Source organism: Chitinophaga barathri, assembly GCF_003807585.1.
GTDB classification, from domain to species: domain Bacteria; phylum Bacteroidota; class Bacteroidia; order Chitinophagales; family Chitinophagaceae; genus Chitinophaga; species Chitinophaga barathri.
The window spans coordinates 217,283-243,709 of record NZ_RMBX01000015.1 but is presented as its reverse complement, the minus strand read 5'-3'; the positions used below and the strand labels follow the sequence as shown (position 1 = coordinate 243,709).

Annotated in this window: 19 protein-coding genes and 1 tRNA gene; 9 read left to right on the top strand and 11 right to left on the bottom strand. The window is 47.8% G+C overall.

Annotated elements, in window-relative coordinates:
- Nucleotides 1-193: 193 nt before the first annotated feature.
- A complete protein-coding gene (locus EG028_RS24965; protein WP_123864793.1) occupies nt 194-877 on the top strand; it encodes a hypothetical protein in 684 nt (227 codons plus the stop codon).
- The gene (locus EG028_RS24960; RefSeq protein ID WP_162946632.1) at nt 861-1,481 is read left to right on the top strand and encodes an AAA family ATPase; all 621 of its coding nucleotides are present in this window, start codon (nt 861-863) and stop codon (nt 1,479-1,481) included. Before EG028_RS24965 ends, EG028_RS24960 begins: the two co-directional genes overlap by 17 nt.
- A gap of 47 nt (nt 1,482-1,528) precedes the next feature.
- Here the strand turns inward: EG028_RS24960 and EG028_RS24955 are convergent, their stop codons facing one another.
- On the bottom strand, nt 1,529-1,735 hold the full coding sequence (locus tag EG028_RS24955) for a hypothetical protein (RefSeq protein WP_120519072.1): 207 nt from the start codon (nt 1,733-1,735) through the stop codon (nt 1,529-1,531).
- Nucleotides 1,736-1,774: 39 nt separating this feature from the next.
- Entirely contained in the window at nt 1,775-2,536 is a 762-nt protein-coding gene (locus EG028_RS24950) for a hypothetical protein (protein ID WP_120519071.1), read from the bottom strand.
- Nucleotides 2,537-3,370: 834 nt separating this feature from the next.
- Here EG028_RS24950 and EG028_RS24940 point away from each other — a divergent pair.
- Complete coding sequence (locus EG028_RS24940; RefSeq protein ID WP_123864792.1) at nt 3,371-4,840, top strand: hypothetical protein; 1,470 nt, start codon at nt 3,371-3,373, stop codon at nt 4,838-4,840.
- A gap of 18 nt (nt 4,841-4,858) precedes the next feature.
- Entirely contained in the window at nt 4,859-5,248 is a 390-nt protein-coding gene (locus EG028_RS24935; RefSeq protein WP_120519068.1) for a hypothetical protein, read from the top strand.
- 415 nt (nt 5,249-5,663) lie between these two features.
- Here the strand turns inward: EG028_RS24935 and EG028_RS24925 are convergent, their stop codons facing one another.
- From EG028_RS24925 to EG028_RS24895, 7 genes are all read right to left on the bottom strand, one after another.
- Nucleotides 5,664-6,650, bottom strand: a complete 987-nt coding sequence (locus tag EG028_RS24925; protein ID WP_120519066.1) for a ComEC/Rec2 family competence protein — start codon at nt 6,648-6,650, stop codon at nt 5,664-5,666.
- An 11-nt stretch (nt 6,651-6,661) separates the two neighbouring features.
- Nucleotides 6,662-7,411, bottom strand: coding sequence for a hypothetical protein (locus EG028_RS24920; protein WP_120519065.1), 750 nt, complete (start codon nt 7,409-7,411; stop codon nt 6,662-6,664).
- 2 nt (nt 7,412-7,413) lie between these two features.
- The gene (locus EG028_RS24915) at nt 7,414-10,194 is read right to left on the bottom strand and encodes an ATP-binding protein (protein ID WP_120519064.1); all 2,781 of its coding nucleotides are present in this window, start codon (nt 10,192-10,194) and stop codon (nt 7,414-7,416) included.
- 51 nt (nt 10,195-10,245) lie between these two features.
- Nucleotides 10,246-11,508, bottom strand: a complete 1,263-nt coding sequence (locus tag EG028_RS24910) for a type II restriction endonuclease (protein WP_120519063.1) — start codon at nt 11,506-11,508, stop codon at nt 10,246-10,248.
- On the bottom strand, nt 11,505-12,794 hold the full coding sequence (gene dcm, locus EG028_RS24905) for a DNA (cytosine-5-)-methyltransferase (RefSeq protein ID WP_120519062.1): 1,290 nt from the start codon (nt 12,792-12,794) through the stop codon (nt 11,505-11,507). Before dcm ends, EG028_RS24910 begins: the two co-directional genes overlap by 4 nt.
- Nucleotides 12,795-12,854: 60 nt before the next feature.
- A complete protein-coding gene (locus EG028_RS24900) occupies nt 12,855-13,271 on the bottom strand; it encodes a very short patch repair endonuclease (protein ID WP_120519061.1) in 417 nt (138 codons plus the stop codon).
- 287 nt (nt 13,272-13,558) lie between these two features.
- Nucleotides 13,559-13,632, bottom strand: a tRNA-Asn gene (locus tag EG028_RS24895).
- Between the two features lie 139 nt (nt 13,633-13,771).
- Here EG028_RS24895 and EG028_RS24890 point away from each other — a divergent pair.
- The 4 genes from EG028_RS24890 to EG028_RS24875 all read left to right on the top strand — a co-directional run bounded on the left by EG028_RS24890 (nt 13,772) and on the right by EG028_RS24875 (nt 22,730).
- Nucleotides 13,772-15,364, top strand: a complete 1,593-nt coding sequence (locus EG028_RS24890; protein WP_120519060.1) for a DUF6377 domain-containing protein — start codon at nt 13,772-13,774, stop codon at nt 15,362-15,364.
- A gap of 225 nt (nt 15,365-15,589) precedes the next feature.
- The gene (locus tag EG028_RS24885; RefSeq protein WP_120519059.1) at nt 15,590-18,541 is read left to right on the top strand and encodes a SusC/RagA family TonB-linked outer membrane protein; all 2,952 of its coding nucleotides are present in this window, start codon (nt 15,590-15,592) and stop codon (nt 18,539-18,541) included.
- Nucleotides 18,542-18,568: 27 nt separating this feature from the next.
- Entirely contained in the window at nt 18,569-20,119 is a 1,551-nt protein-coding gene (locus EG028_RS24880) for a RagB/SusD family nutrient uptake outer membrane protein (RefSeq protein WP_120519058.1), read from the top strand.
- 157 nt (nt 20,120-20,276) lie between these two features.
- Nucleotides 20,277-22,730: a glycoside hydrolase family 31 protein gene (locus EG028_RS24875; RefSeq protein WP_120519057.1), complete on the top strand. Its 2,454-nt coding sequence runs from the start codon at nt 20,277-20,279 to the stop codon at nt 22,728-22,730.
- Nucleotides 22,731-22,787: 57 nt separating this feature from the next.
- Here EG028_RS24875 and EG028_RS24870 read toward each other — a convergent pair whose 3' ends face one another.
- Nucleotides 22,788-23,132, bottom strand: a complete 345-nt coding sequence (locus tag EG028_RS24870) for a Rieske (2Fe-2S) protein (protein ID WP_120519056.1) — start codon at nt 23,130-23,132, stop codon at nt 22,788-22,790.
- Entirely contained in the window at nt 23,132-24,322 is a 1,191-nt protein-coding gene (gene hflX, locus EG028_RS24865; RefSeq protein WP_120519055.1) for a GTPase HflX, read from the bottom strand. Before hflX ends, EG028_RS24870 begins: the two co-directional genes overlap by 1 nt.
- Nucleotides 24,323-24,423: 101 nt before the next feature.
- Here hflX and EG028_RS24860 point away from each other — a divergent pair, with 101 nt between their 5' ends.
- Complete coding sequence (locus EG028_RS24860; protein ID WP_120519054.1) at nt 24,424-26,427, top strand: S9 family peptidase; 2,004 nt, start codon at nt 24,424-24,426, stop codon at nt 26,425-26,427.

Here is a 26,427-nt window from a genome sequence, read left to right as displayed (position 1 = left end):
ACCCAAAAGGGCTGAAACAGAAATGTAGAGATAAATCCATTTTTCGATGATTTAATTAATTCAACAAAAACTATTGAAAGTTACCTCCGCCGGAATTTATCCATGATTTCCGGAAGGGCTTTTCATGCATTCCTGAAGGGCAGCAACATGTCCTAACGGGCGCTCTATTTCTTAATCATAAAACACTATGAGCATGGGAAAAACATCTGTAAACTACATTCGTCACCTCGCCCTGTTCTTTTACTGTAGCGACAACGATGGCAGGATGCGTACCAATCACATCAGCTTGTATCTCGCGATGTTTCGCGTGTGGAATCAAAACCGCTTTCACAATCACTTTCGTGTAAGCCGGAAACGCCTTATGCATACGAGTAAAATAAGTACCGGCGCCTGTTACAGTAAATGCATCAATGAACTTGCCGACTGGGGGTATATTAACTACCACAAGCCTGAGAACAAGATGGACCATCCATATGTGACCATACTGGAACTCTCCTACTTCGAGAACTTCATGAATGAAGACAACAAAACTCATGGGAAAATTGTAGAAGACATCTTTGCTTTCGAACCGAAAACAGAACTGAAAACAGCACACATTAATAAACAAATAAACGAAAAAGGAAAAACTGAAAATATTACTCCCTCCCAGGAAGAGGTGTCCGCATATTTCCGTTCTGCCGGTTATGGGGAAAAAGAAGCAAAGAAGTTTTTTTCGCATTATGAGGCCAATGGCTGGTTGCAGAATGGCCAGACTCCCATCAGGGTATGGCAGGCTGCCGCCGATAAATGGGTGCTAAACGCCCGTGACCAGAGGCGGGAACGCCGAAATCATGATGATCTTCCGCCAAACCTCCCAAACTATGGAGCTCCGTTATGATTATCCCGATTACAAACGGATGATCGAAGAGCAGGGAAAGATTTTTTACGGGTGCCGATACAAGATCCAGCCTGTTGATGACCCGCCATTGCACAGGATGATCACTTACTTCATCCAGGACGTGGAAGAAGCCCGTAAAGAAAACCTTCACCTTGGAAAAGGTCTGATGCTCTGCGGTCGGATTGGTTGCGGTAAAACAGCTTTGATGCAGATTTTTGCAGCAATGAGCGGTGGAGAGTTTGCCCCTCAGGTGGTAAGTACCCGGCAAATTGTTATGGATTTTAACAGCAAAGGGCATGAGACGATTCGAAAGTATAGCGACCGGGCTTTTAATCCCCAAACATCTCTACCGATTGTTTATTGCTTTGACGGCCTTGGATCAGAAAGGGATGGGCACTATTTCGGTGAGGTTTGCAATGTAATGGCGGAGATACTGATCATTCGCAGCGAAATGTCATCTCCGAACCGGATTATCACCCATGCAACCACGCAGCTGGATGCCGAGGCACTGGAAAAGAAATATGGAAAGAATGTAAGAAGCTGTATGCGGGGAATGTTCAACCTCATACACTTTGACCCGGAAAGCCCGGATAAAAGATATTAAAAGCCCCGGCAAAGCGCCGGGGCTTCACAAACAATAAAGAGCAGGCTCTATTCTTTTTCAGTGGCGGCCTGGCCAATGCCAGCCATCACAGTTCCTGCAATTGCTACCCCTCCGGCTATCTCCGTAAGTACCGTTGGTAGATCCAGCGGAAGGCTGAATACAGCGGAAGCAATAGCGGTGAGGATAATCCCCAGGTTGCGCACCTTCTGGAAAAAGGGCGGGGTGGGGGCGACTAAACGGTTTATCAATTCCATGACTTAAAATTTAAAAAAATGTTAGAAAATGTAAAACCATCAGGCAGGTACGTCTACCGCAAGCAGCTTCATAACGTTGTATTTGCTGTTGAGGATCGGGTACACGAAATCGCCTTCCTCCTCCTGGTATTCAATGCTGATCGCGAGGAATACAGGGTCCGCGGTGTTTTGCGGCAGTTGAAAGTTCAGGGTGAGCGGCGCTGTCAGAATATCATCCAGCGGCATATCCTCGCTGGCGGTCTGGCTGAATTCAAACGCATTCGCATCGAAATTCAAAGTCGCACAACCCACTTTCAGCTTGTAGTGGCTCGCCTTTTCGGGCGGCACGATCATTTCCACCGGCACAAACGGCGGCAGCACGATGCTGGCAGTTCCAGCCACGCGGTCGATCGTGTGGGTGATGGGGACAATAAAAGTGGTACGGAACATACCGGCCGGATTGAACTCAAATCCTGTGAACAGGTTTGTATCACCATCCAGCAGGTTGCGGAAACCGCGTTCATGCGTAGCGTCAGACTTGATGACCTCTTTGCACAACGTTGTAAGCCGGGTGAAGATGTCCGAATTGGCGTATTTGGAGATCATAGGCTGGAAGGCCTGTTTGATCAGCAAGCCCGCCTTTCCCGCTTTACCAAAATCTTTGGCATTCTGCCTGATGGCGATAAAGTTGGGATCCTTGGCCAGCCTTTCGGCGTCAACGCCTGTTTTTCTCCTGAAGCCATACTGGCCGTTTTTTTTGCGATAGATGGACATGTTTTGCGTCTCACCCACCATCTGTAAAAGCGTGTCTTTCTTTTTCATAAAAAATGGTTTAGAAAATATTCAATAAGGCAATTTCCGTAGCCATGCCTCTTAGGCTTTATCACGTGATCAGCGTGATGTGACGTAATTACGAAGCGAAAGTATGTGACAGTGGGAGGAGCAGAAAATCGGAGTACCATTCTGGCCGCAATTGGCCGCTATTGGCCGGGTTTGGCCGTTGTTTTTTGACGAATTCATGCATAAAAACAAACCTCATAGGATCGTTATCACCACCAAGGATGTTATGCTTATTCTTGGGAAAAGTAATCGTACGGCAAGGAGACTGATGAAGCAGATGTGCATGTATTTTAAAAAGAAAAGAGGCCAATACATTACTGTGGCTGAGTTCTGTGAGTTTGTGGGGTTGACGGAAGAGGAAGTCCTGAAATTTTTCTAGTTCTAACCGGCCTCTAACCTACCTCTAACCTAGGTAAAAACCCGCTCTAACCGGCCTGTAACCGGCCTCTAACCTACGTCTAACCGGCCTCGTAGTTTTTTGGTGGCGAGGAAGCAAAAAGGAGTTCGGTACATCAGGCATTTAAGCCTGGGATCATTTACAAAAATGTGTACAGCATGACAAGATATTTTAGAAAAGACTGATTTTATCTAAAAGTTTGGCTGATTTTAAAAAGTTGTATAAATCCAGCAGGGCGTTTTCATTTTTACGTGCGCCACGCTGTTAAACATCAGATTATTATTACAGTATGAATCCAGTATGGCGTTTTCTTTCTAGGTACGCCGCCACTGCTTTTTTTTTACTCAAAAAACTCTGGTCATCAAATTTTCCATTGGCTTAAGAACACATAACCCTTCACTTTAAAAAAATTGAACAGTATGAAAAAACTGATTTCTAATTTGATGTATCCGCTATTTTTCCTGCTGGTAATGTACGCATGCAGTAAAATGCAGGATGACAAGCCTGGCACTGCTCCAGCTGGGAATGTCAGGCTTTCTGTAGACGAGGCCAGAAATTATTACAATTCAAAATTCAAACAAACAATCGGCAGTTCTACAAATTTGCGTCACAAATCCCCCGACATTTTCCCAATGTACCCACGCTGGAAAAATGCAACCACCTTCAGCAAAGGGGAATTTTCTTATGTGGAAGTGCCCACAGCTTTTACTGTTAAAAAAGACCATAAAGTAAAAATTAAATCGGGCCAGGGGCGGTCAGAAAATACTTCACCACGCAAACCTGTGCCAAGTCTGCAAAGATTGCTGATCTCTAAGAATTCCAGGGGTGAGGTAAGTGAGATGTATATCAGTTATGTACCTGATTCGGCCTATTTTGCCGCCAGTGGCTATGATATCAGCCACAATAGTCTCCACCAGCTCGATCCTTCTTTTTGTGGCTATGTCATTTACTCACGTTCGAACAACATCCCACTTTTCATAACAAAAGTGGAGCAGGGTAAATTTCTGGGGACAGCATTATTTAGAACCAGCGGCGAACAGCAGGCCCGCCAGGCGCCGGACAGTACAAAGTTGTTCGCTGGTTATGAATGCTGGGAGTACTGTGTGGAACATTGGGAGCAAGATTGCTGGGCTGTACCTGACCCTTTACCGGGCCAGCCCCCAGAAGAATGTGGGGAGCCGTATATGACGGGGGAAACGTGCACCTATGAATGCTTTTATACAATGGAGGATTTGCCGGAACCGGATAATCCTGCGTCATATGATTATCCGGGCGGTGGAGAAGGAGGAAGCGCGTCGTATTTTCCTTATATGGGACAGTACCTTGTGTATGCACCATCTAACCCTGTAAACATCAATGAATTCCTAAAATGTTTTAACAAAAGCCTGGGCGCGAAATTCACAATTTATTCAGATCAGCCTATGGCCGGTTCCAGGGCGCCTATTGGGGTCAATGTCAATGGTTCCCAGGTAGGGCACGCATTTGTAACGATAGAACAAACCATTGGGGGTGTAACTTTCTCCAGGTCTTTCGGCTTCTATCCAGCAGGGGAAAGCGGTCTGTTAGATCCACAGGATAATTCGGCATTTTCAAACGATGGCGGGCAACTTTACGATGTTAAGCTCAGTACCAACATTTCAGCAAACCAATTGACCAGTATCATCAATAAAGCGAACGCTGCGAATAACGTTCACTATAATCTTTATCTGTACAATTGTGCTAATTTTGCAATAGATTTAGCGAATATAGCCGGGCTAAATATCCCTTACTCAAAAGGAATGGTATTCCCCGGTTGTAACCCCGGAGACTTAGGTGAAGATTTAAGAGCACTGCCAAGCTCCGTACGTACCTCGGGGGTGGCTCCTTCAAAATCAGGAAATTGTAATTAACTCATAAAACAACCCGGCATGTTTACATTTTTGTTATACACCCTGCTTCAATTCGGCACCTATGATATTGCCGATTGGTCAAAAGTAACAGAGTTTCAATACTATGGAAGAATGTCCCTGGAGGAATTCACGGATCTGACGAAGGCCGATATTTCAGGGAAGAAGTATAAAGTATTGAATATAGACAAAGCGAAAAATTTGCTATCGCATTCCAAAGTTTTCTACGGTATGATAATGTGGAAGGGCGGAGGGTTCCTGGCTATCGCCAGGTTCAAAGATGGAAGTAGCCGAAAGATCCTTATAAATAAATTTGGCGGGACTTTCAGAGATGGCACCGGGCAGAGAGGCTATATTATCGACGAAAGGGTTAGGGATGAATGGTATTCATTCATCACTGCTGAAGATTAGGAATAGAATCTGGCGGTTGTAATAGAATGTTGTAATCGCCAGAGTTGTTATCTGTACAAGTAATTTTTTTCATCTTGAAATTTTAGATTTATCATGCCCACAAATATTACCCAAAGACTGGTTATCTATCCCAGGGATATAATGGATATATTAGGTCTAAGCGAAAGCTCAGCACGGCGATACCTGAAACAGCTAAAGAAAACTCTTGGCAAGTCTGAACATCATTTTATAACAGTGATGGAGTTCTGTCTTTTTTCAGGTATTTCGATTGAAGAGATACGTGCAAATCTTTCCTAATCTTATGTATGACTTTCGCTACCCCTGAATAGTTTATCCTACACAGGTCTGCGGTATTGGGGATTTACGTTCACACGCGACATAACACCCCTTTCAAAAGCATAGGGGTCTGGTATTCTCAGGAAACTCTATTTCTCCTGAATTCAAACACATGGTCAATTGATTTCATGTAATCCTCTGCCATCACACCAAAAGTGTCGAACAGCAACGACGCAGCTCTTTGCTCCTTTAGGAATTTTTCCATTCCATTCACAATATTTGTACAATGGACCTGATATCCTTCATCATGAAAGTGGGCTACCACCTTGTATGAAGGGTGGCTATAACTTCGGTGTTTACCCGCTGAAATTACAGCATGACGTCCATTAGTTTTTGTCATTAAATCCCAAAAAAACTTATGATGGTTTTTTATAGATCCATGATGCGGAAGTTGGCAAATCTTAAACTTTCTTCCGGTAAGCTTTACGGCATCTCGTTCTATAATGCCTTGCAGCGCAAAGATTTCAGCATCTGAAGTAAGCAGCACATGGTATCCGGAAATATCTAAATGAAATACCGCCGATAGTAAATTAGCCGCCTGACTGGCCTGTTTACTATTAACGTCCGGATCCATTTTTACAATACGCATATATTCCTCCATGTCATCATGCGAAGGTGCCATACACTTTATCAATATATAATCCTCAATCTCCAAAACTGTATTATCTGCTAACAGGTCCATTCTTCTAATTATCCCACTATTCTTCAAACGCTTCGATGTTCCCATTATTTTTCGCAATAACTGAGTGTCATTCCGGCCAACTTCGAAATACTTCCAAAACCCCTTCCCTATATGAGTAAGAGTATGAGCAAAGCGGTGAACAGTAATTTGCTTGGTTTCAATGTACTCAAGCAGCTCCTGCAGGCCTGAATAATGATCCCGGTGTGGATGAGTTAAGACTATAAATTCTACTTCGCAATAATCCAATCGCTGCAAATGGGTAAGCACAGGATTGCTCTTCCCTTTCTTATTACAATCTATAATACCAATTTTTGCTTGGCCGTTGTGCTCCCACTCTAGTATAATCGAATCCCCTTGCCCTACATCTTTAAATGTAATTTTCATCAGTGGAATAATTAGTCATCAGCTAAAAAAGATATATCTTCAAGATCCTCAAAGTCATCAGGTTTAACAAATAGCGCTGACCTGTCAATCTCATCAGCAAAGAAATCGATGGTCCTACTGCCCGGCTTGGTTTCTATGCGTACCATTACAAAACTTCCATTTTTATGTGGAATGCCTTCAAGAAGTTTCAGGTCAAATCTACGCACTTCATATGTCGCAGTTTCTTTATGTATGAGACAATCAATTAATACACAGTCTTCCTCCTCTGAAATAATTCTACCATGAAATTCCTGCACATCAGAGTTCACTTCAGGTTTGGACAATACCCCCAATTCATCTAGTAATCTTTCAATATCATATTCATTCCCTCCTCTGAGTTTATAGTCCGTTTTTGACCTTGTTTCCACTTGATATGGCATAGGCACTCCTTTTTTTCTCATTAACTCGAGCAATTCTTCTGACCGGCTCTTATCTTTAGTCCAGATCACCAGGTAATATTTTTGCCCGGGAGGGATAACTCTTTCAATCCATTCAGTACAGGCATTTGGGTCAAACTGTGCTGCAAACGGACTACCGTAGTATAAATCAAGGAACACAAGTTGAACTGTATCTATTGGTGTTAGAGGATAATCAGGTTCGATTGGATCAGCTTCAAAGAAAACACTTCCTATATGCTTCTCCTCAAGGAATTTTTCTATTGCCTCAATCTCCTCCTTTTTATCGTCAATTAAAATGACCTGAGGTCCAAGTTCAGGATACATATTTATATTTTTTTATTAAATACCAGTTCAACAGCAGCTCCGTTATACATTTCAGGCACCCCACGTTCCCTTAACGATTCCCGGTCGTGAATAATATTCAATTTCCCAAACTGAATCATGACAGTGTCGATAAGGTACATCCCTATGCCAATACCGTCCTTTTTCCTTGAAAAAAATGGTAAGACAATATCTTCCGTTTTATCCTTAAATCCGGGGCCATTATCAACTATCAGAACTGATGTGTTATTTACTTCTCTGGATGTTGATATGTAGATTCCTTTTTCCTGGCGATGCACGGTATCAAGCCAGTAGAGGCTATTGTCGATGAGGTTCATTATAATCGTAATAAGAACCCGCTTATCGGCAATAATCTTATCAGCATTACTATCAGTATTGATTGTTACCCGAATCTCATGATCATTCAGTCTTGTGGAATAATTCTTTACAGCCTGATTAATCGCTTCACTTAACAGTACCTCGTTGTTTCCTCCTTTTTTCAACACGGACAAAATTCCTTCTACATAATCATCTAGTTCATCAATCTGTCCCCGCATTTTTTTGATATCAACTGGCATTTCCCAAATGCTTTCCTTCATTCTCGGCACTAATTTTTCAATTTCATGCATGGCAAACGAAGCTGTCATTCCCACTCCAGCCGGGATAAGAAGATTATTTCGGTCCTGCTCATATTTTTCTTCCACTCTTCCTGTTTCCTGCATCAGCTCATCCTTTTGCACCTGTTGCAATTCCAGCTTGAATATTAATGCCTTTAATGCAGAAATGCGCGACTCAAAAGATTCCAACGGCCCAGTTTTATTAAAGAGTAACCATTTCCTGCGATCTGACTGTCTTTCTACACTAAACTGAGTTAATATATAATCAAGCATAACTTTGAAATGATCAAACGACTCATTTTCGATAAAACCTTCCCTGTTGGTCTTTTCTATTAAAGTTCCTGAGGTTTCTGAATCCAGATAGATATATCCAATATTCTGGTTATTAGAAAACCACTCTTTGTTTTGAATACGTTTCAAATCAAGTCCAAGCCAGTCGTTTCCGGGATCTCCATAGTCATATACACGTAAATCCCCTTTAAACACTTTAATGCCAGAGTGATCTTTTAATAATTCCTTCACAAGTTTTGCAGAGTCCGTTGTATCTCTGAGTGATTGGGAATCCAGATCGAATGAATAAATTTCGAGCATCAGGCTGCCATAAGATACTGGAGGTGTAAGCTGCTTTTCAACTGCTTCTTTGATAGATCTTTCTTCGTATCCTTTATTTCGAAAATATGTTTCGAAAAAAGGTTTCAGTTCTTCCTTTATATTCCTTTCATATTTTCCCTTGTCCAGCAGGTCAGTGGTTTGGTCATTGATTACCCTGCTGCCAATTTGTGCATTGTTTTTTAATAAGAACTGGTATTCAAAAGTTATCTTATACAGCTCATCAATCAGAACTATCAGCTTAAAAGGAGCCGATTGCAGTATTTGTTCTGTTTCGGGAAAGCGATCCAGCCAACTGTTATGAAAATTAAGGTCAATCCTGAACTTGCTATAATCATTCTTTGGCGACAACATGGAAATGGTATTCCTTTTCAGCTGCCGTGCCATCCCTCTTGTCCATCCCTCCTTCAGATCGCCAATTTCAATATACGTTCCCGAGTCTTCTTTAAACTTGAAGCTACTCTGATCCTTATTTTTGTACCAAGTAATATCAACATCTTCAAGGTATTTGCTTTGGGAAAAACGCCTCCAGTCAATATCCACTATTAACTCATAGTCGAGTAGTATCTTTTTGATAAACTTTCCGTCTTCATTCGTATAAACCAACGACGGTCTCGAATACATCCGGATTCTGTTGCCGAGCTTATGTACAGCAAACCGGCCTATGCCTTTTTCCCCCATTGGCACTCTTTCAAAAATGGGACTTCTTTTAACAACTCTTATACCTTCCTCATTAATGGGTTTCCTGAAGTCTGAACCCGGTTCAAACCAAACGTTCTCCAAGACTTCTTCAGTAATACCTGTTCCATTATCCTTTATTACAATAGCTGCCTCTTCCAGATTTTCAATATTTACAAAACTTACATCTACAGACTTGGCATCTGCATCATACGCGTTCTTTATAAGTTCATAGATAGCCATTACCGGGCTTTTGATAAGCTCCTCCCCCAATAATATAAGAATATGAGCTTTGGGTCTAAAACTAATAGCCTTGGATTCATAGCTCACCGGAATCTGTTCTTTTTCCTGTCTATCTGCTACGGTGTCTGTCACCAAGTAATTATTATTCTCTAAAATATCATTGGGTGCAGGACGGATTTCTACTTTAGAGGGAGAGTGGTCGGGGCTCCGATAAGGAATCAAGTTATTGGTATCTCTCCTGGCCAAGCCGAATGTCTGAAGAAAATATTGTTTATCGTCAGGACTTGTAAGACAAAAGCCTGAATATCCGGTATCTTCGTTTTTTACTATAACAATGAGATCTTCTTCCTGAAAACTGCGGCCAAGATTTGTGATCCGATATTCATTACGGGTCTTACGTCCATAGTAAATAAAACGACAGCTTTTTGTCTCAGCTCCCCACCATGTAATGTTTACCCACTTTTCCAACTGCTGCCCCTTTATGCCGGGTGTATTAAAAAGTAACTTTATCGAATTACGGGGGATATATAGCCCGGCCTGATGAGCGCCTGTAGTGCCCGCATCATTAGATGAAGCAAATTTACAGAAACTCAATATGCCATTCTTTACAGCGTTGATAGCTCCCTGTAATTCCGTCATAGTCCCGCTTTTTATTAATATCTCCGAAAATAAGGTTTATCTGTCAAATGTTTACCCTGCTGTAGGAATTGTATATCCAACAAGAGATGTGGATTGTTGTTTTTCAAGCAAAATGCTGGAAAAATCTTTAAATGTCATAAGCCAGTGCTGTTGGTTAACACTAAATGTTCGATGAATTTCTGCCGGCACAACAAGCTGGAGGCCTTTATGCCGCATCTCTGTTGTCTGATGTTCGCTTATGCCGGGTTCCAATGTAAGCAGGTGTTTCAGACTGATCCTCGCAGACTCTGCAAGTACCTGTCTCCATCTGTCTTTCAGAGAAGTCTTTACTCCAAGCATTGTCAAATATTCCGCCGGGAAAGACGTGTCTGCATACAAGCTTATGTGTGGAAAAAGAAAATCAGGCTTTGATTTATTTTCTGTGGTTTTACCTTTTGAAAAATGAATGCCAAGTTCTGTAAATAAATATTTTACGTGCTCCTCAAAAGCGCTACCCGCACGAGCTTTCCTCCGATTATGTACACTTAGAGAATAACTAATAAAGTTCTCCACATCTGCCTCTCCATCCCGTATGAATCCTTGTTGAAGGCGGATTATGATATTATTTCGTTCGAGCCGGCGAAACAGTTTTTCCTCCCAATTCATATATTCCACCAATGCATGATCCGGATCTTCATGAATGTTTACAGTTGATGTGAGCGTTTCTCTCGCGAGTTTTGAAAATTCAGCTGTGGATGGGAAAACACCTGAATACGGGGCAATTAATCTATTTAGCAATTCACTCTCTGGCTCAGCAATCTCAATACCAATTTCTTCAAGAATAAACCTGGCAGACCAGTCGATGGCACGGTCCTGCAATGCATCTATTTCCACCAGTGAAAAAAGATTTCCTTGAGGTGGAGTAAGATTAAAAAGCCAATAGAGTTGTCGTGTAACAGTACTTGTAGCTGGGCTTACTATTATCAGCAACGTATCGTCCGTACTGCGCGCAAGAAACATCACATCTCCTTCAGATGCTCGCTGCATAACAGCATTATCCTGAAAATAAAGCCGATATTCGGCACTTCTGTTTGGCTGATTTTTTCTGGCATCGTACCAGCTAACCTGTGTGTTGGCAATTATCGGTTCCTCCTCGTTGTCCAACCAAATAAAACGGCACACAAACTGCGCTGTTTCGGTCGTACGAATAACTCTTTTTAGCTCACGCGTACCATTAAATTCGTGCTGATGGGATTTTGCCGAATTCGCTTCCACAGCACTCAGTGTTTTAGCGACTACCGCCTGAAAATATTGGGACAGTAACCCGTTTCTCATATAGATGTGGGTATGGGTATGGGATTATTAACCGGAAGGGTTGGCTCCAGATTGTTGTGCCTGCGTATTGTTTCCAATATATAGGGTCGCATAAATCGCGCTATAGCCTTTGCTGCGGGAACGACGACTGAATTACCAAATTGTCTGTAGGCTTGTGTATCCGAAACGGGGATTTTAAATCCCGACTCCATGGGGCCATCAAATCCCATAAGCCTCGCACACTCTCTTGGAGTCAGACGCCTTGGCCGGTTTCCGTCCTGATGTATCAATATTTCTGAACCGTCCTTATGGTATCTGGCAGATAATGTTCTTGTTACATCATTAGGCCCGAAAAGGCTATATCCAAACCCATTGCCTTTCGCAGCATGCTTTTCTCTATATGCGCGCAGATATTCCCACAGATTGAATGTAAGGGTGTACTTTTCAAATACATGACCATCTTCATTCATGTATCGCGAACTATCTTCAACCTGCTCATCAGGAGAATGTAAAATAGTACCGAGCTTGGGACCCTGATCTCTGTCCGGAATCACAAAATTCTCAAACCTGAATCCAACGTTTTCGCGAAAGCCTGCAATGAAAATTCTTTCCCTGTGCTGCGGAACCCAACTACGGCCGTCGATAATTTTATAATCAACATGATAGCCCAACTCTTCTGTCAGTGTCCTGTATATAACATCAAAAGTCCGGCCTTTATCGTGCCCTCTTAAATTTTTTACATTCTCCAGTAGGAAAGCAGACGGCCTGTGATGATCAATAATTTGTGCCAGATCAAAGAACAATGTTCCCTGTGTTTCATCACGGAAGCCATGAGAACGCCCAAGAGAGTTCTTCTTGGATACCCCCGCAAGTGAAAATGGCTGACAAGGAAAACCGCCAACAAGAAGATCATGTCTTGGAATCCTGTCCAAAGCTGCCGGGCTGCCGGTAAATCCACGTATATCACCTTCTACAGGGTGAAGGTTGGGATAGTTTGCCTGATAGGTAATCCTGCAGTTTTTGTCCCATTCACTTGTAAACACACACCGGCCATTAATCGCGTCAAATGCTTTTCTGAATCCGCCGATTCCCGCAAACAGATCTATATAATCAAAAGATGCATGCTCTCCAGGAATTTGCACAGGAGTATTCCTTAAGCGTACATATTCACACAGGTCTCTTATAATATAATCTTTCGGGTCGGCCTCCTCCCACCGATAAATTGTTCGTACATTAACCTCATATCTTTCTGCAGCTTCCTGATGGGTAAGCCCGGACCATTCTAATAATTCTTTAAATTGAGACATCGCTGGGTTAAATTTTGACAATATGTCGCAAATATCTATAAAATTGGGAGACTAAAAAAATTAGTTTATAATGACTGCTTGTAACAAGGCCTTTAACGTAACCTCCTGATTTTGCTTTTTCAAATCACATTCCCATACTGTTATAACTCTCCATCCGTTTTTTTCAAGAAGATGTATTGCCTTTTCATCGTTGGTAATATTCCCATTGATTTTCTGTTGCCACCACTCTGTTCTTGTTTTAGGCACTACATAGTATTTACACCCTGCATGCCCGTGCCAGAAACAGCCATTAATAAATATTACGGTTCTATACTTTGACAGCACGATATCAGGCTTGCCCGGCAACTCCTTTACATGCAACCGGTAACGCAGTCCATTGCTAAAAAGGAATTTGCGTACAAGCATTTCAGGCTTTGTATTCTGCCCTTTTATTCGACTCATGTTGTAGGCTCGTGTTGCTTTATCATGTACATCCATAAGAAGATAACTTATTGCAATAAAAGATTATAAACTACTGATCGCTGTTATAACGGCTATCGCAAATAACCAGCCATCTATAAGGCGCAAATATTTTTTACTTAGAAGTATGCGGAACTGGAATTCAGGTGGCTACCCGATGTAAAATTAAGGGCCAATCAGATATGGTGGTAACTATTCTTGTATTGCATTTGCCATGAGAGAATCTCTGAACAAAATTGATGTTAACTCGCTTAACATCATCAAATAAAAAAGCCATAGCAAAATGCCATGGCTTCGTTTCTCCGCTCCCCCTGTTGGACTTGAACCAACGACCCTCTGATTAACAGTCAGATGCTCTAACCAACTGAGCTAAGGAGGAAGATTTCCCGCTTCACTATTGAATCTCAATCGCAAATTGGGATTGCAAAAATAGACAAAATTTTATTTCCGCAAAATCTATTTCAACTTTTTTTCTAAACATCCCTATTTCTGATATCTTTATAGCAGCCAGAATTAATATGAAGTGGATCCTGTTCACCCTGCTACTGCTTTTCACAAATGCCAGGGCCTCCGCCCTGCACGGTAAAGACAGCACGTTGCATCAACTCAATATCACCCTCGAAAAAACCGCGGAATTCGATGCGCTGAAATATGCCCGGTTGAATACCCTCAAAGCTTCCTTTCACAACGCCCGGCTGCCTGAACAAAAATACTCGGCCTGCCTCAAACTGTACGAAGCCTATAAAGCCTTCAACTACGACTCCGCCTTCGCCTATGCCCTCCTCCTCGGGTCCATCGCCGACAAAATGCAGGATCCCAACCGCATGGCGTACGCCAATATCAAGCTGGGCTTCATCCTCCTGTCCTCCGGCATGTTCCGCGAAACGGCCGCCGTCATGGACACCCTCCGCATCCGCCACCTCCCGGATTCCATGCGGGCTGAATATTATGTGCTCATGCGCCGGTATTATTACGACCTGGCCGATTATGTGAACGACCGCCATTATTCCCCCCAATACCTCCGGGAAGCCAACCGCTTCACCGACTCCGCCGCCGCTATGTACCCCGAAAACCATTTCGAACGCCTCAGCTGCCTCGGGTACAAGTTCTTCAAAATGGGAGAGATGGACTCCGCCCAGTATTACCTGGGCCGCTGCCTCGCCCTGGATCTCACTTACCACCAGCAGGCCATGATCAAGGCAAACCTCGGCTCCATATATGTGGCGAAAAAGGAATACGACAAAGCCATCGAGCTGCTGGCACAGTCCGCCATGGCGGATGCCAAAGGCTCCATCAAAGAAACCACCGCGGCTTTTAACCTCGCCTCCATCCTTTTCCAGACCGGCGACGTGAAAAATGCCTCCCATTATATCGAAAGAGCCATCAAAGACGCCACTTTCTACGGCGCCCGCCAGCGTAAAGTACAGGTAAGCGCCATCCTCCCCATCATCGAAGGGGAACGCTTCAATACTGTGGAAAGCCAGAAAAACCGGCTGTTCGTCTACCTCGGCATCGCCATTTTTATGCTCCTGGCCTCAGTCGTACTGTCGTTTATCATCTTCAAACAGTTCAGGAAACTGAAAAATGCCCAGGATATCATCACCAAAGCACACATCCGCCAGCAGGAAATCAACGACAAACTACTGGAATCCAATAAGATAAAGGAAGAATACATCGGTTATTGTTTCCATATCGCCTCCGCCTTTATAGACAAGATCGAAAAACTGAAAACCCAGGTGGACAGCCGCCTCACCGATCACAAATACGCCGAGATCCGCTATATCGTCAACAATATCAATATCAAACAGGAAAGGGAAGAGCTTTTCCACAACTTCGACCGCATCTTCCTCCGCATCTTCCCGAACTTCGTCACCGAATTCAACTCCTTCTTTAAAGAAGAAGACCGCATACACCTCAAAGAAAACGAACTGCTCAACACAGACCTCCGCATCTACGCCCTCATCCGCATCGGCATCTCCGAAAACGAAAAGATCGCCCGCATCCTCGAATATTCCGTAAACACCATTTACGCCTATAAAACCCGCATCCGGAACAAATCCACCCTCCCAAACGACGAATTTGAAGACCGGATCATGCAAATTAAGATATAAATCAACCTATATTACGAATATTTATATATATCAACAACTCTTTATACATCAATGATTTAAGTCGAGACAACCAGCGGATGAGCTTGATAATTTCTATAATTAGCCCATACTAATTTGCCGCCACTGTTATACCCGTTTACTTTGATACTGTTCAACCAAAAAATGATTCCACGTACAGTATTCCACCCACTGTACTTATCCTAAAAATTCTCTAAATACTACGTTATGACCAAAATGCGACTACTAAAAGCGCTGCTTTTCTGTCCGCTGATCTTTCTTGCGACAGAAGTCCTGGCCCAGACAAAACCAGTTTCCGGTAAAATCACAGACGACAGGGGCGAGATCATCATCGGCGCCAGCGTCCAGGTGAAGGGAACTTCCACCGGCACCGTTACGGACAACAACGGGATCTTCAAACTCAACGTCCCTGCCTCCGCCACCACCCTCCTCGTGAGTTTTATCGGCTACACCCAGCAGGAGGTAAGTATCGCCAACACCTCTGAAGTAAATGTGGTGCTGCAAACGGAAAACACCACCCTTACAGACGTGGTAGTGGTGGGTTACGGCACCGCCCGCAAAAAGGACCTCACCGGCTCCGTAGCATCCCTGAAAGCCAAAGATTTTAACAAAGGCATCGCCAATGCCCCCGATCAACTCATCCAGGGTAAAGTGGCCGGCCTTATGGTGGTGAACACCAGCGGCGCCCCCGGCGCAGCCACCACCGTGCGCATCCGCGGGGTATCTTCCGTACGCTCCGGCAACCAGCCGCTGTACGTAATAGACGGCGTACCGCTGGACGGCCGCGTAGCCCGGCCAAACATCAATGCGAACGGCCTCGGCATCACCCCGGATGCTAACCCGCTGAACTTCGTGAACGCCTTCGACATCGCCTCCATGGACGTGCTGAAAGACGCTTCCGCCACCGCCATTTACGGCTCCCGCGGTTCTAACGGCGTAATTATCATCACCACCAAAAAAGGCTCCGAAGGGCCCGCAAAACTGGACTTTAACTACTCCGTAGGCATGTCCAGCATCATGAAAAAACTGAAAGTGCTGGATGCGAACGAGTTCCGCGACGTACTCAAATCCTATAACTTAACCAGCGGCGACGGCGGCGCCAATGAAGACGGCATGAAAGCCATCACCCGCACCGGCATCACGCAAAACTTCAACCTGGGCATCAGCGGCGGCTCCGAAAACGCCCGTTACCGCGCTTCTTTCGGCCTCATGAACCAGGAAGGCATTGTCCGCAAATCCGGCCTCAAAAAATATACCGGCAACCTCTCCGGGCAGTTTAAATTCCTGGAAAGCAAAAAACTCGGTCTCGACTTTAACCTGATGGCAGCTCAGACGGTTGAACAACTGGCGCCCATCAGCAACAACGCCGATTTCAGGGGCAGCCTCATTGGCCAGGCCCTCCAGTGGAACCCTACCGTGCCCCTCTACAAAGCGGACGGTTCGTTCAACCAGCTGGGAGGCAACTCCGCCATCAACCCGATCGCCATGTCCGAAGCATGGGACGATAAGCCCAATATCTCTTACATCCTCGGCAGCATCAGCCCCTACTTCAAGATCACGGACGACCTGGAATACCGTTTCCTCTTTTCCATCAACCGCCAGACCGGTATCCGCCGTACGGAAATGAAAGGATACATCACCATCCCCGGCGTGGAAGGCCTCGGCCAGGCCTATTACGGCAACGCGGAACTGACCACCAAACTGTTCACCCACACCCTCAGCTATAACAAACAGCTCTCCACCGCCTTCAACCTGAATGCAGTGGTGGGTTATGAATACCAGGATTTTGCTTACCAGGGAGTGGACCTGGGCGCGCTCGGCTTTACCACGGACGCGCTGCCTTACACCAGCATCCTCCAGAACGCCCTGCAGAGCAATACCTTTATTTCTTCCTTCGTGAACCCGCAGTCTGAACTGCAATCCATCTTTGGAAGGGTTACGGCGAACCTGCACGACAAATACCTCGTTACCGCCACCATGCGTGCGGACGGGTCCAATAAGTTCGGGAAAAACAACCGCTATGGTTATTTCCCTTCTTTCGCGGCTAAATGGAACATCAGCAGCGAAGGTTTCATGAAAGGCGGCACCTTCTTCCAGAACCTGGCATTACGCCTCGGATGGGGCATCACCGGCAACCAGGAATTCCCCGCCGGCGCGGCGCAGGAACAATATGCCCTGGCCGGCGCGGGTGGCGCAAGACAAGTGAACGTGGCCAATCCTGACCTGAAATGGGAAAAATCAAACCAGATAAATGCAGGTCTTGACTTCGCGATCCTGGGCAACAGGCTTACCGGTAGCGTGGATTATTTTAACAAAAAGACCACCGACCTCCTCTTCAATTACACCGCCATCGTGCCCGGCCCCGCATCCAACCTCTGGATCAACATGCCGGGAGACATCACGAACAAAGGCGTGGAAGTAGCCCTGCGCGGGGACATCATCCGCGGCAAAAACCTCAACTGGGGCATCGGCGTAAACGCTACATTTATCAGCAACGAATTGCAGAACTACACCGGGCCGGACGTGCTCACCGGCGCCATCAGCGGCCAGGGCGTTACAGGCGCCACCGTGCAGCGTTTTGCAAACGGCCACCCGCTGAACGTGTTTTACGTGCGTAAATACGAAGGCCTGGACAAAGACGGCCTGGCCCAGTATGCGGACAATGGCAACACCATGTACTACATGGGCGATCCCAACCCGAAACAACTGCTCGGCATCAGCACAGACCTTTCCTACAAAAAATGGTACGTAGCGGTTAATTTCAACGGCGCATTCGGGCAGGATATCTACAACAACACCGCCAATACCGTATTGCCGGTGAACAACCTTTCTTCCCGCAACATCGCCGCCGCACTGAAAGGCAATAACGAGAACCTCGCGAACCCGATCACCACCTCTTCCCGTTATATCGAAAATGGCGACTTCCTGAAACTCACGAACGCCACCATCAGCTACAGCCTCGGCAGCATCGGCAAAACCTTCAAAAACATAAATATCTCCCTCACCGGCCAAAACCTTTTTGTGATCACCAATTACAGTGGGTTCGATCCGGAAGTGAATACGGATAAAAGCATCAACGGCGTGAATTCATTCGGCATCGAATATTCCCCTTACCCAACGGCAAGGAATATCATCCTCGGCGTAAGCGTATCCCTCTAATCCATTATTCACTCAAAAACTACGATCATGAATTTCTATAAAAAAATATCAATGCTCGCGCTCACCGGCTTCACGCTGGTTAGTTGCACCAAGCTGGACGAAAAACTGGGCTCCACCCTCGAAAGAAGCCAGGCGGACTCCGTGATACAGGTAGCATCCCTTTTAAAAACCGCTTACGACGGATTACAACTGCCCTACCAGGACCAGAGCAATCTCTGGGCCCTGCAGGAAATGCCGTCAGACGAAGCGGTGGCGCCCACCCGCGGCGGCGACTGGGATGACAATGGTCAGTGGCGCTCGCTCAAAACCCACTCCTGGACGGCCGAGCACCCGATCATCGGCGGCACTTTCACGAACCTGCTGCTGCTGCAATACTCCGCCACGAACGTACTGAACTTCCGCCCGTCCAAACAGCAGGCGGCCGAAGCCCGTTTCCTCCGCGCCCTGTCCATGTTCTCCGTACTGGACGCATTTGGCCAGGTGCCTTTCCGTGAGCCCGGCGAAGACCTTCGCCAGGCGCCCAAAGTGCTGAAAGGCGCGGAAGCGGTGAGTTTTATTATTGCTGAACTCACTGCCATCATACCCGACCTGCCCGAACGCTCCGCCAGCGTAGCCGCCTATGTGGCGAACAAAGACGCTGCCCGTACGCTGCTGATCAAAACGCACCTGAACAAAGGCGCGTTCCTGAACCCAGCGCAGCCTACGTTTGATGCGGCGGACCTCACGCAGGTAATCACCCTCTCGGACCAGATCATCACCTCCGGCCGTTATTCCCTCGCCAACAATTACTGGGACAACCTTGCTTATAACAACGACGAGATCGGGACAGAAAACATCTTTACCCAGCAGAACGGCCCTGGCTTCAGCACCGTGCGCGGAGGTAACGCGGCTTTCTGTCATTGGGCGCCCACCCTGCACTATCACCAGACGCCGGGCGGCTGGAACGGCTTCTCTACCGTATCCGATTTTTACGACAAATTTGAAGCGGTGGATACCCGCCGCGGCGGCCCCTACGCCAGCGTAACGCCGGTCACCGGCCTGCACGTAGGTATGCTCGTGGGCCAGCAATTCGATAAAAATGGCACCGCACTCAAAGACCGTAAAGGCAACAATCTTGCTTTCACCCGCGAACTTTCTTTGCAGGAAAGCGGCAACGATCTTGAGATCAAAGGCATCCGTGTAGTGAAATATCCCCCGGATATGGTCACCCCCGGCGGCTCCAATAGCAACAACGGCAACAATGACTGGGTGTTTTTCCGCCTCGCGGACGTGATGCTCATGAAAGCGGAAGCCCTTATCCGCAACGGCCAGGCCGGCCTGGCCCTCCCGATCGTGAACGAGCTGCGCGCCAAACGCAAAGCCACCGTACTGGGAGCCGTAACGCTGGACATCCTGCTGGATGAGCGCGGCCGTGAATTGTACTGGGAAGGATGGCGCCGCCAGGACCTCATCAGGTTCAACAAATTCCTGCTGCCCTGGCAGCTGAAACCTACCGACAATCCAAGGTACCTGCTCTTCCCGATACCCGTAAGCGATCTGGCTGTTAACCCCAACCTCAAACAGAATCCCGGATATTAGATCCTGCTTACCCAGGAGATCATCCCAGGGGCTGACCCAAAAGGTAAATGAAGGCGCTGAGAATCGCATAAACGCTATTTCCTCTCCATCACCTCCCCGAGAGGGGGTACCCTTTTTAGTCAGCCCCCGGATTCTTTTTTGTAAAAACCTAAGACAGATGATAGGAAAAATAGCGCTTTACTGCTGCCTGCTGCTCCCCGCGGCCCTGATGGCACAGCCGGTAAAAACTCCTGGAAAGGTAACCGCTGTGAACATCAAAGGACAGGAAGTAAATATCACCACCCAAAACAGTTTTGCCGTGATCACGGCTTATAGTCCTTCCGTGATCCGCGTGAGAATGGACAAGCAGCCGCTGGCAAAAGACTTCTCCTACGCCGTTATCAGCCAGCCACAGGCGTTTACGCCGCGGGTGACGCAGAACGGGGAGGAAGTGAGGATAGAAACGGATTCGCTGGTGGCACGCATCGGCAAAGATCCTTTCTCCATTACTTTTTATACGAAATCCGGCGAAGTGATCAGCGCGGATGAGCCCGGGCTGGGCACCAGCTGGATAGGCGAAGAAGTGACCACCTACAAAACCATGCAGGAAGGCGAACGCTTTGTAGGCCTGGGAGAAAAGACCGGCAACCTGGATCGCAAAGGCAGTTCGTATACGAACTGGAACACCGATGCCTACGGTTACACCGTCACCCAGGACCCGATCTACTCCACCATCCCGTTTTACATCGGCATACATCACGGCCTCAGCTACGGGATCTTTTTTGACAACACCTTCCGCAGCGATTTTAATTTCGGCGCGAGCAACAACCGCTTTTCGTCCTTCACCGCCAACGGCGGGGAAATGAATTATTACTTTATCTATCACCCGCAGGTAGCGGGTATTGTTTCAGCATACACACAACTAACCGGCCGCATGAAAATGCCGCCCCTCTGGAGCCTCGGCTACCAGCAAAACCGTTACAGTTATTACCCCGAAGCCGAAGTGATGCGTATTGCGCAGACCCTTCGCGAAAAACAGGTGCCCGCGGACGGCATCACGCTGGACATCCATTACATGGACGCCTACAAACTTTTCACCTGGAACAAACAACGTTTCCCCGATCCGGCAGGTATGAACGCGCAGCTGCAAAAGCTCGGCTTCAGGACCACCGTGATCGTGGACCCGGGCATCAAAGTGGAAAAGGGCTACCATGCGTATGAAAGCGGCCTGAAGGACAACATCTTCATCAAGTACAGCGACGGGCAGAACTACACCGGCCAGGTATGGCCCGGCTGGTGCCACTTCCCGGACTTCACCAGCGTCAAGGGCAGGGCCTGGTGGAAACAGCAGGTGAAAAGTTATACCAGCGCCGGCGTTTCAGGCCTCTGGAACGACATGAACGAAATCGCCACCTGGGGCCAGCGTATGCCGGACAATGTGTTGTTCGATTTCGAAGGTAACCCTGTTACGCACCAGCAGGCGCACAACGTGTACGGTCTTGCCATGGTGCGCGCCAGCTACGAAGGCGCGAAAGAAGCCCTGCCCAATGAACGGCCCTTCATCCTGACCCGCGCCGGCTACGCCGGCCTGCAACGTTACTCCGCCATCTGGACGGGGGACAATCGCGCGGAAGACGATCACATGCTGCTGGGCGTACGCCTCATGAACAGCCTCGGCCTCAGCGGTGTCGCTTTCACCGGTATGGACATCGGCGGGTTCACCGGCAACGGCGGCCCCGCGTTGTACGCCCGCTGGATACAGATCGGCGCGTTCACGCCTTATTGCAGGAGCCACACCGGCATCAACACGAAGTCCGCCGAACCATGGGCCTATGGCGAAGAAGTGCTGGAGATCTCCCGCAACTACATCAACCTGCGGTACAAACTGCTGCCGTACATTTATTCCTGCTTCTACAACGCCACGCAGACCGGCCTGCCGCTCATGCGCACCCTCGCGCTCACGGATACGCACGACCCGAAAGTGTACGACACGCGTTTTCAGAACGAGTACCAGTTTGGCCCCGCATTTCTCATCGCGCCCTTTGAAAGTAAACAGGCATACGCGCCCGTATATTTCCCGAAAGGCGACTGGTACAGTCTGTATGATGATACCAAAGAAACAGGCGGTCAGGAAAAAATGCTGACCCTCGGCATGCACACGCTACCGGTGTACGTAAAAGAAAGCAGCATCATCCCCATGCAAAGCCTGGTGCAGACCACGAAGGAAAAACCTTCCGATACCCTGTTCCTGCACATTTATAAGGGCAATATTGCAAACGATTTCATGTACTATGAAGATGATGGGGAAACTTTCGACTATGAAAAGGAAGGATATTTCCGGCGCAACATTTCATACCGTCCGCAGGAGGGCGTGCTATTGCTGGAAAAGGCAAGTGGGAAGCTGGCTTCTAAGTTCAAAAACATCCAGCTGATCCTGCATGGGTTTGCCGGGCAGGAAAATATTTCCGTGGAAGGAAAACAGGTGAATGCCGAGAAAGGAAAAACATCATTCACACAACCCATATCCCGCTTCGATCCCACGGGAGAAACCAATCCTGTGATCAGTTGCGGGGTATTAAAAGTGGTGGTGCCAAATAGTTATAATGCGATCAAAGTAAATTTTGGTCAATAACGTGCCGGTGGGTTCTCCCACCGGTATAGGCCGCTCCAACGGGGGCGGCCTTTTTATTTACCAGCTCAGCCAGCTTTTCTCCAGGCCCAGGTACTGGCCGTCCTCCCTTTGTTCCAAAGGATAAGTTTTCAGGTAAAAACCCTCTCCGCTGCTGTTGTAGCCGTTCCGCAGACTGAACTTATACCGGTGAAGCGGGCATACCACGTTCCCCCGGTCATCAATAAATCCCTCGGACATCATGCCGCCGGCGTGGGGGCACTTATGCGCAAAGGCATACAACTCGCCCTGGAAACGGGTGAAACAGATCTTTTTACCATTCACTTCATGTACGGCAATGGCCGCTTCGCCCGTCACGGGATCGCCTGCATCGGCAAAACGGTGCCAGTTGTACTCTTTGGCCATTAAAAGAAATATTCGGATTTGTAGGGATAACGCTCGCGGTAAAGCTGTATCACCTTATCCAGTATGGTTTTGCGCAGTTCCTCGATATTTTTCCTTTCGGTCGCGGAAATAAATACGCAGTTGCCATTGGAGCGGTGCTGCCAGCTTTCCTTCAGCTGGTCCAGGATATCCTTTTTGATATCATCCGTCAGCCATTCATCAAAGGTCTGTTTTTCGTACAGGTCCATTTTGTTGAAGATGAGGATGGTGGGCTTGTCTATGGATTTCAGCTCCGTAAGGGTACGGTTCACTACTTCGATCTGGTCTTCGTATTTGGGATGGCTGATGTCCACCACATGCATGAGGATGTCGCTTTCCCGTACTTCGTCCAGCGTGGACTTGAAGCTTTCCACCAGGTGGTGGGGCAGCTTGCGGATAAAACCAACGGTATCGCTCAGCAGGAAAGGTGTTTGCTCAAACACTACTTTGCGGGTGGTGGTATCCAGTGTGGCGAAGAGTTTGTTTTCAGCAAATACGTCGCTTTTGCTGATGAGGTTCATGATCGTGCTTTTACCCACGTTCGTGTATCCTACCAGGGCCACGCGGATGTATTCCCCGCGTTCCTTGCGCTGGGTGAGGGATTGTTTGTCGATCTCAGCCAGGCGTTTGCGGAGCAGAGAGATCTTGTCCTTCACGATACGGCGGTCCGTTTCAATTTCCGTTTCACCGGGGCCTCTCATACCGATACCGCCTTTCTGGCGTTCAAGGTGCGTCCACATACCGCGGAGGCGGGGCAGGATGTACTGGTATTGCGCCAGCTCCACCTGTACCTTGGCCTGGGCCGTACGGGCGCGGCGGGCGAAGATGTCGAGGATCAGGTCACTCCGGTCGATCACCTTTATTTTCAGCTCTTTCTGTATGTTGGAGATCTGGGAGCCGGACAGTTCATCGTCAAAAATAACGAGGCTGACGTCTTTCCCCACCACGTATTGCCTTACTTCCTCCAGCTTGCCTTTGCCGATGAAGGTAGCCCTGTCCGGGTGCGGGAGCCGCTGGGTAAAGCGTTTTACCGCCGTAGCGCCTGCCGTATCCGCCAGGAAAGCCAGCTCGTCCAGGTATTCGTGCACCTGGGCTTCCGTTTGTTCTTTATGGATCAGGCCTATCAGCACTGCTCTCTCGTCCTGGGCTACTACTTGTGTTTTTTCTATCAAAGTATATTCAGAATTTTTGCAAAGTTAATGAATTACCGCCGGGTGAGGCATGAGGTTAAATTTTCCTACATTTACGCCTCACCACAACAAAATCTACACCAATGCGTAAAACATTCCTGTTAGCAGGTATTTTATTCATTCAGCAAAGCATGGCACAACAAAAAATGACCCCTGAGCTGCTCTGGCAACTGGGCAGGGTAAGCGGGGAAACAGTGACAGACGATGGTACGGTCCTATTCGGCGTTTCCCGCTACAACATGCAGGAAAACAAAAGCGAACGCAACCTCTGGGCCATCCCGGCCACGGGCGGCGCAGCCAGACAACTCACCACCTCGCCCGGCGCTGAATCCGTAGTGCAGTTGCTGCCCGGCGGCCGCATCCTGTACGCTTACAAAGGCCAGTTATGGGAAATGGACAAAGACGGGGCCAATGCCAAACAACGTACCGAAATAGAAGGCGGTATGCAGAATGTGCGCATTTCACCCGATGGCGCGCACATACTTTTCTCCAAAGAAGTAAAGCTGGAAAAGGTAAGCGGGGCGGACTTCTACCCCGATCTCCCCAAATCCAGCGTACAGATCTATACCCATCTCAATTACCGCCACTGGGACACCTGGGAAGACGGTAACTACAACCACGTATTCTACGCCACCTGGGACGCTGCCTCCGGCAAAATCGGCGAGCCTGTGGACATCATGAAAGATGAAAAGTTCGACTGCCCGCAGATGCCTTTCGGCGGCGGTGAAGACTTCATCTGGAGCCCGGATGGCAAGCAGATCATTTACGTCACCAAAAAGAAACACGGCAAAGCATACGCCATCAGCACCAATACCGACATTTATCGTTACACGCTGGCCACCGGCAAAACCGAGAACCTCTCCGAAGGCATGATGGGCTACGATGTGGCGCCCGCCTTCAGCACGGACGGCAAACGGATGCTCTGGCTCAGCATGGAGCGCGACGGGTTTGAGGCGGACAAAAACGACATTATCGAATACGACCTGGCCACAGGCAAACGCAATAACCTCACCGCCAAATGGGATGGCACCGTAAGCGCAGCCCGCTACAGCGCGGATGGCAGCAGGATCTGGTTCCTGGCGGTGGCCAAAGGCACCGAGCAGTTGTTTGAACTGTCCGGCACCACGGTACGCCAGCTCACCAAAGGCCAGCATGACCTGAACGGCTTCGTGGGCCAGCACGGCAATACCATGATCGTAACCCGTACGGACATGAACCATGCGGCGGAACTGTATGCGGTAGACCTGAAAAGCGGCGCTGTGAAGCAGCTTTCAGACGTAAATAATGATATCAACAGCAGCCTTCAGCAAAGCAAAGTGGAAGAACGTTGGGTAAAAACCACGGACGGGCAGCAGATGCTGGTGTGGGTGATCTACCCGCCGGGCTTCGACGCTTCCAAAAAATATCCCACCCTGCTGTACTGCCAGGGCGGCCCGCAGTCCGCTGTGAGCCAGTTTTACTCCTACCGCTGGAACTTCCAGCTGATGGCGGCGCAGGGCTATATCGTAGTAGCGCCCAACCGCAGGGGTATGCCCGGCCATGGCGTGAAATGGAATGCGGACATCAGCAAGGACTGGGGAGGCCAGCCCATCCGGGATTATCTCTCCGCCATCGACGATGTGAGCAAAGAACCCTACGTGGATAAAGCCCGCCTGGGCGCGGTAGGCGCCAGTTATGGCGGTTATTCCGTGTTTATGCTGGCGGGCGTTCACCAGAACCGTTTCAGGAGTTTTATCGCCCACGACGGCCTGTTTGACCTCCGCAGCTGGTACGGCACCACGGAAGAGCTGTGGTTCGCCAACTGGGACCTGGGTGCGTATTTCAACAAAGCGGACGCCAAAACATATGACCAGTACAATCCCAGCAATTTTGTCAATAACTGGAACACGCCCATCATGATCGTGCAGGGCGGCATAGACTTCCGGGTGGGCATCGAGCAGGGATTGCAGGCCTACCAGGCCGCCCAGCTGAAAGGGCTGAAGAGCAAACTGGTCTATTTCCCTGAAGAAAACCACTGGGTGCTGGGCGCGCAAAACGCGATCACCTGGCAACGGGAGTTCTTCGGCTGGCTGAAAGAAACATTATAA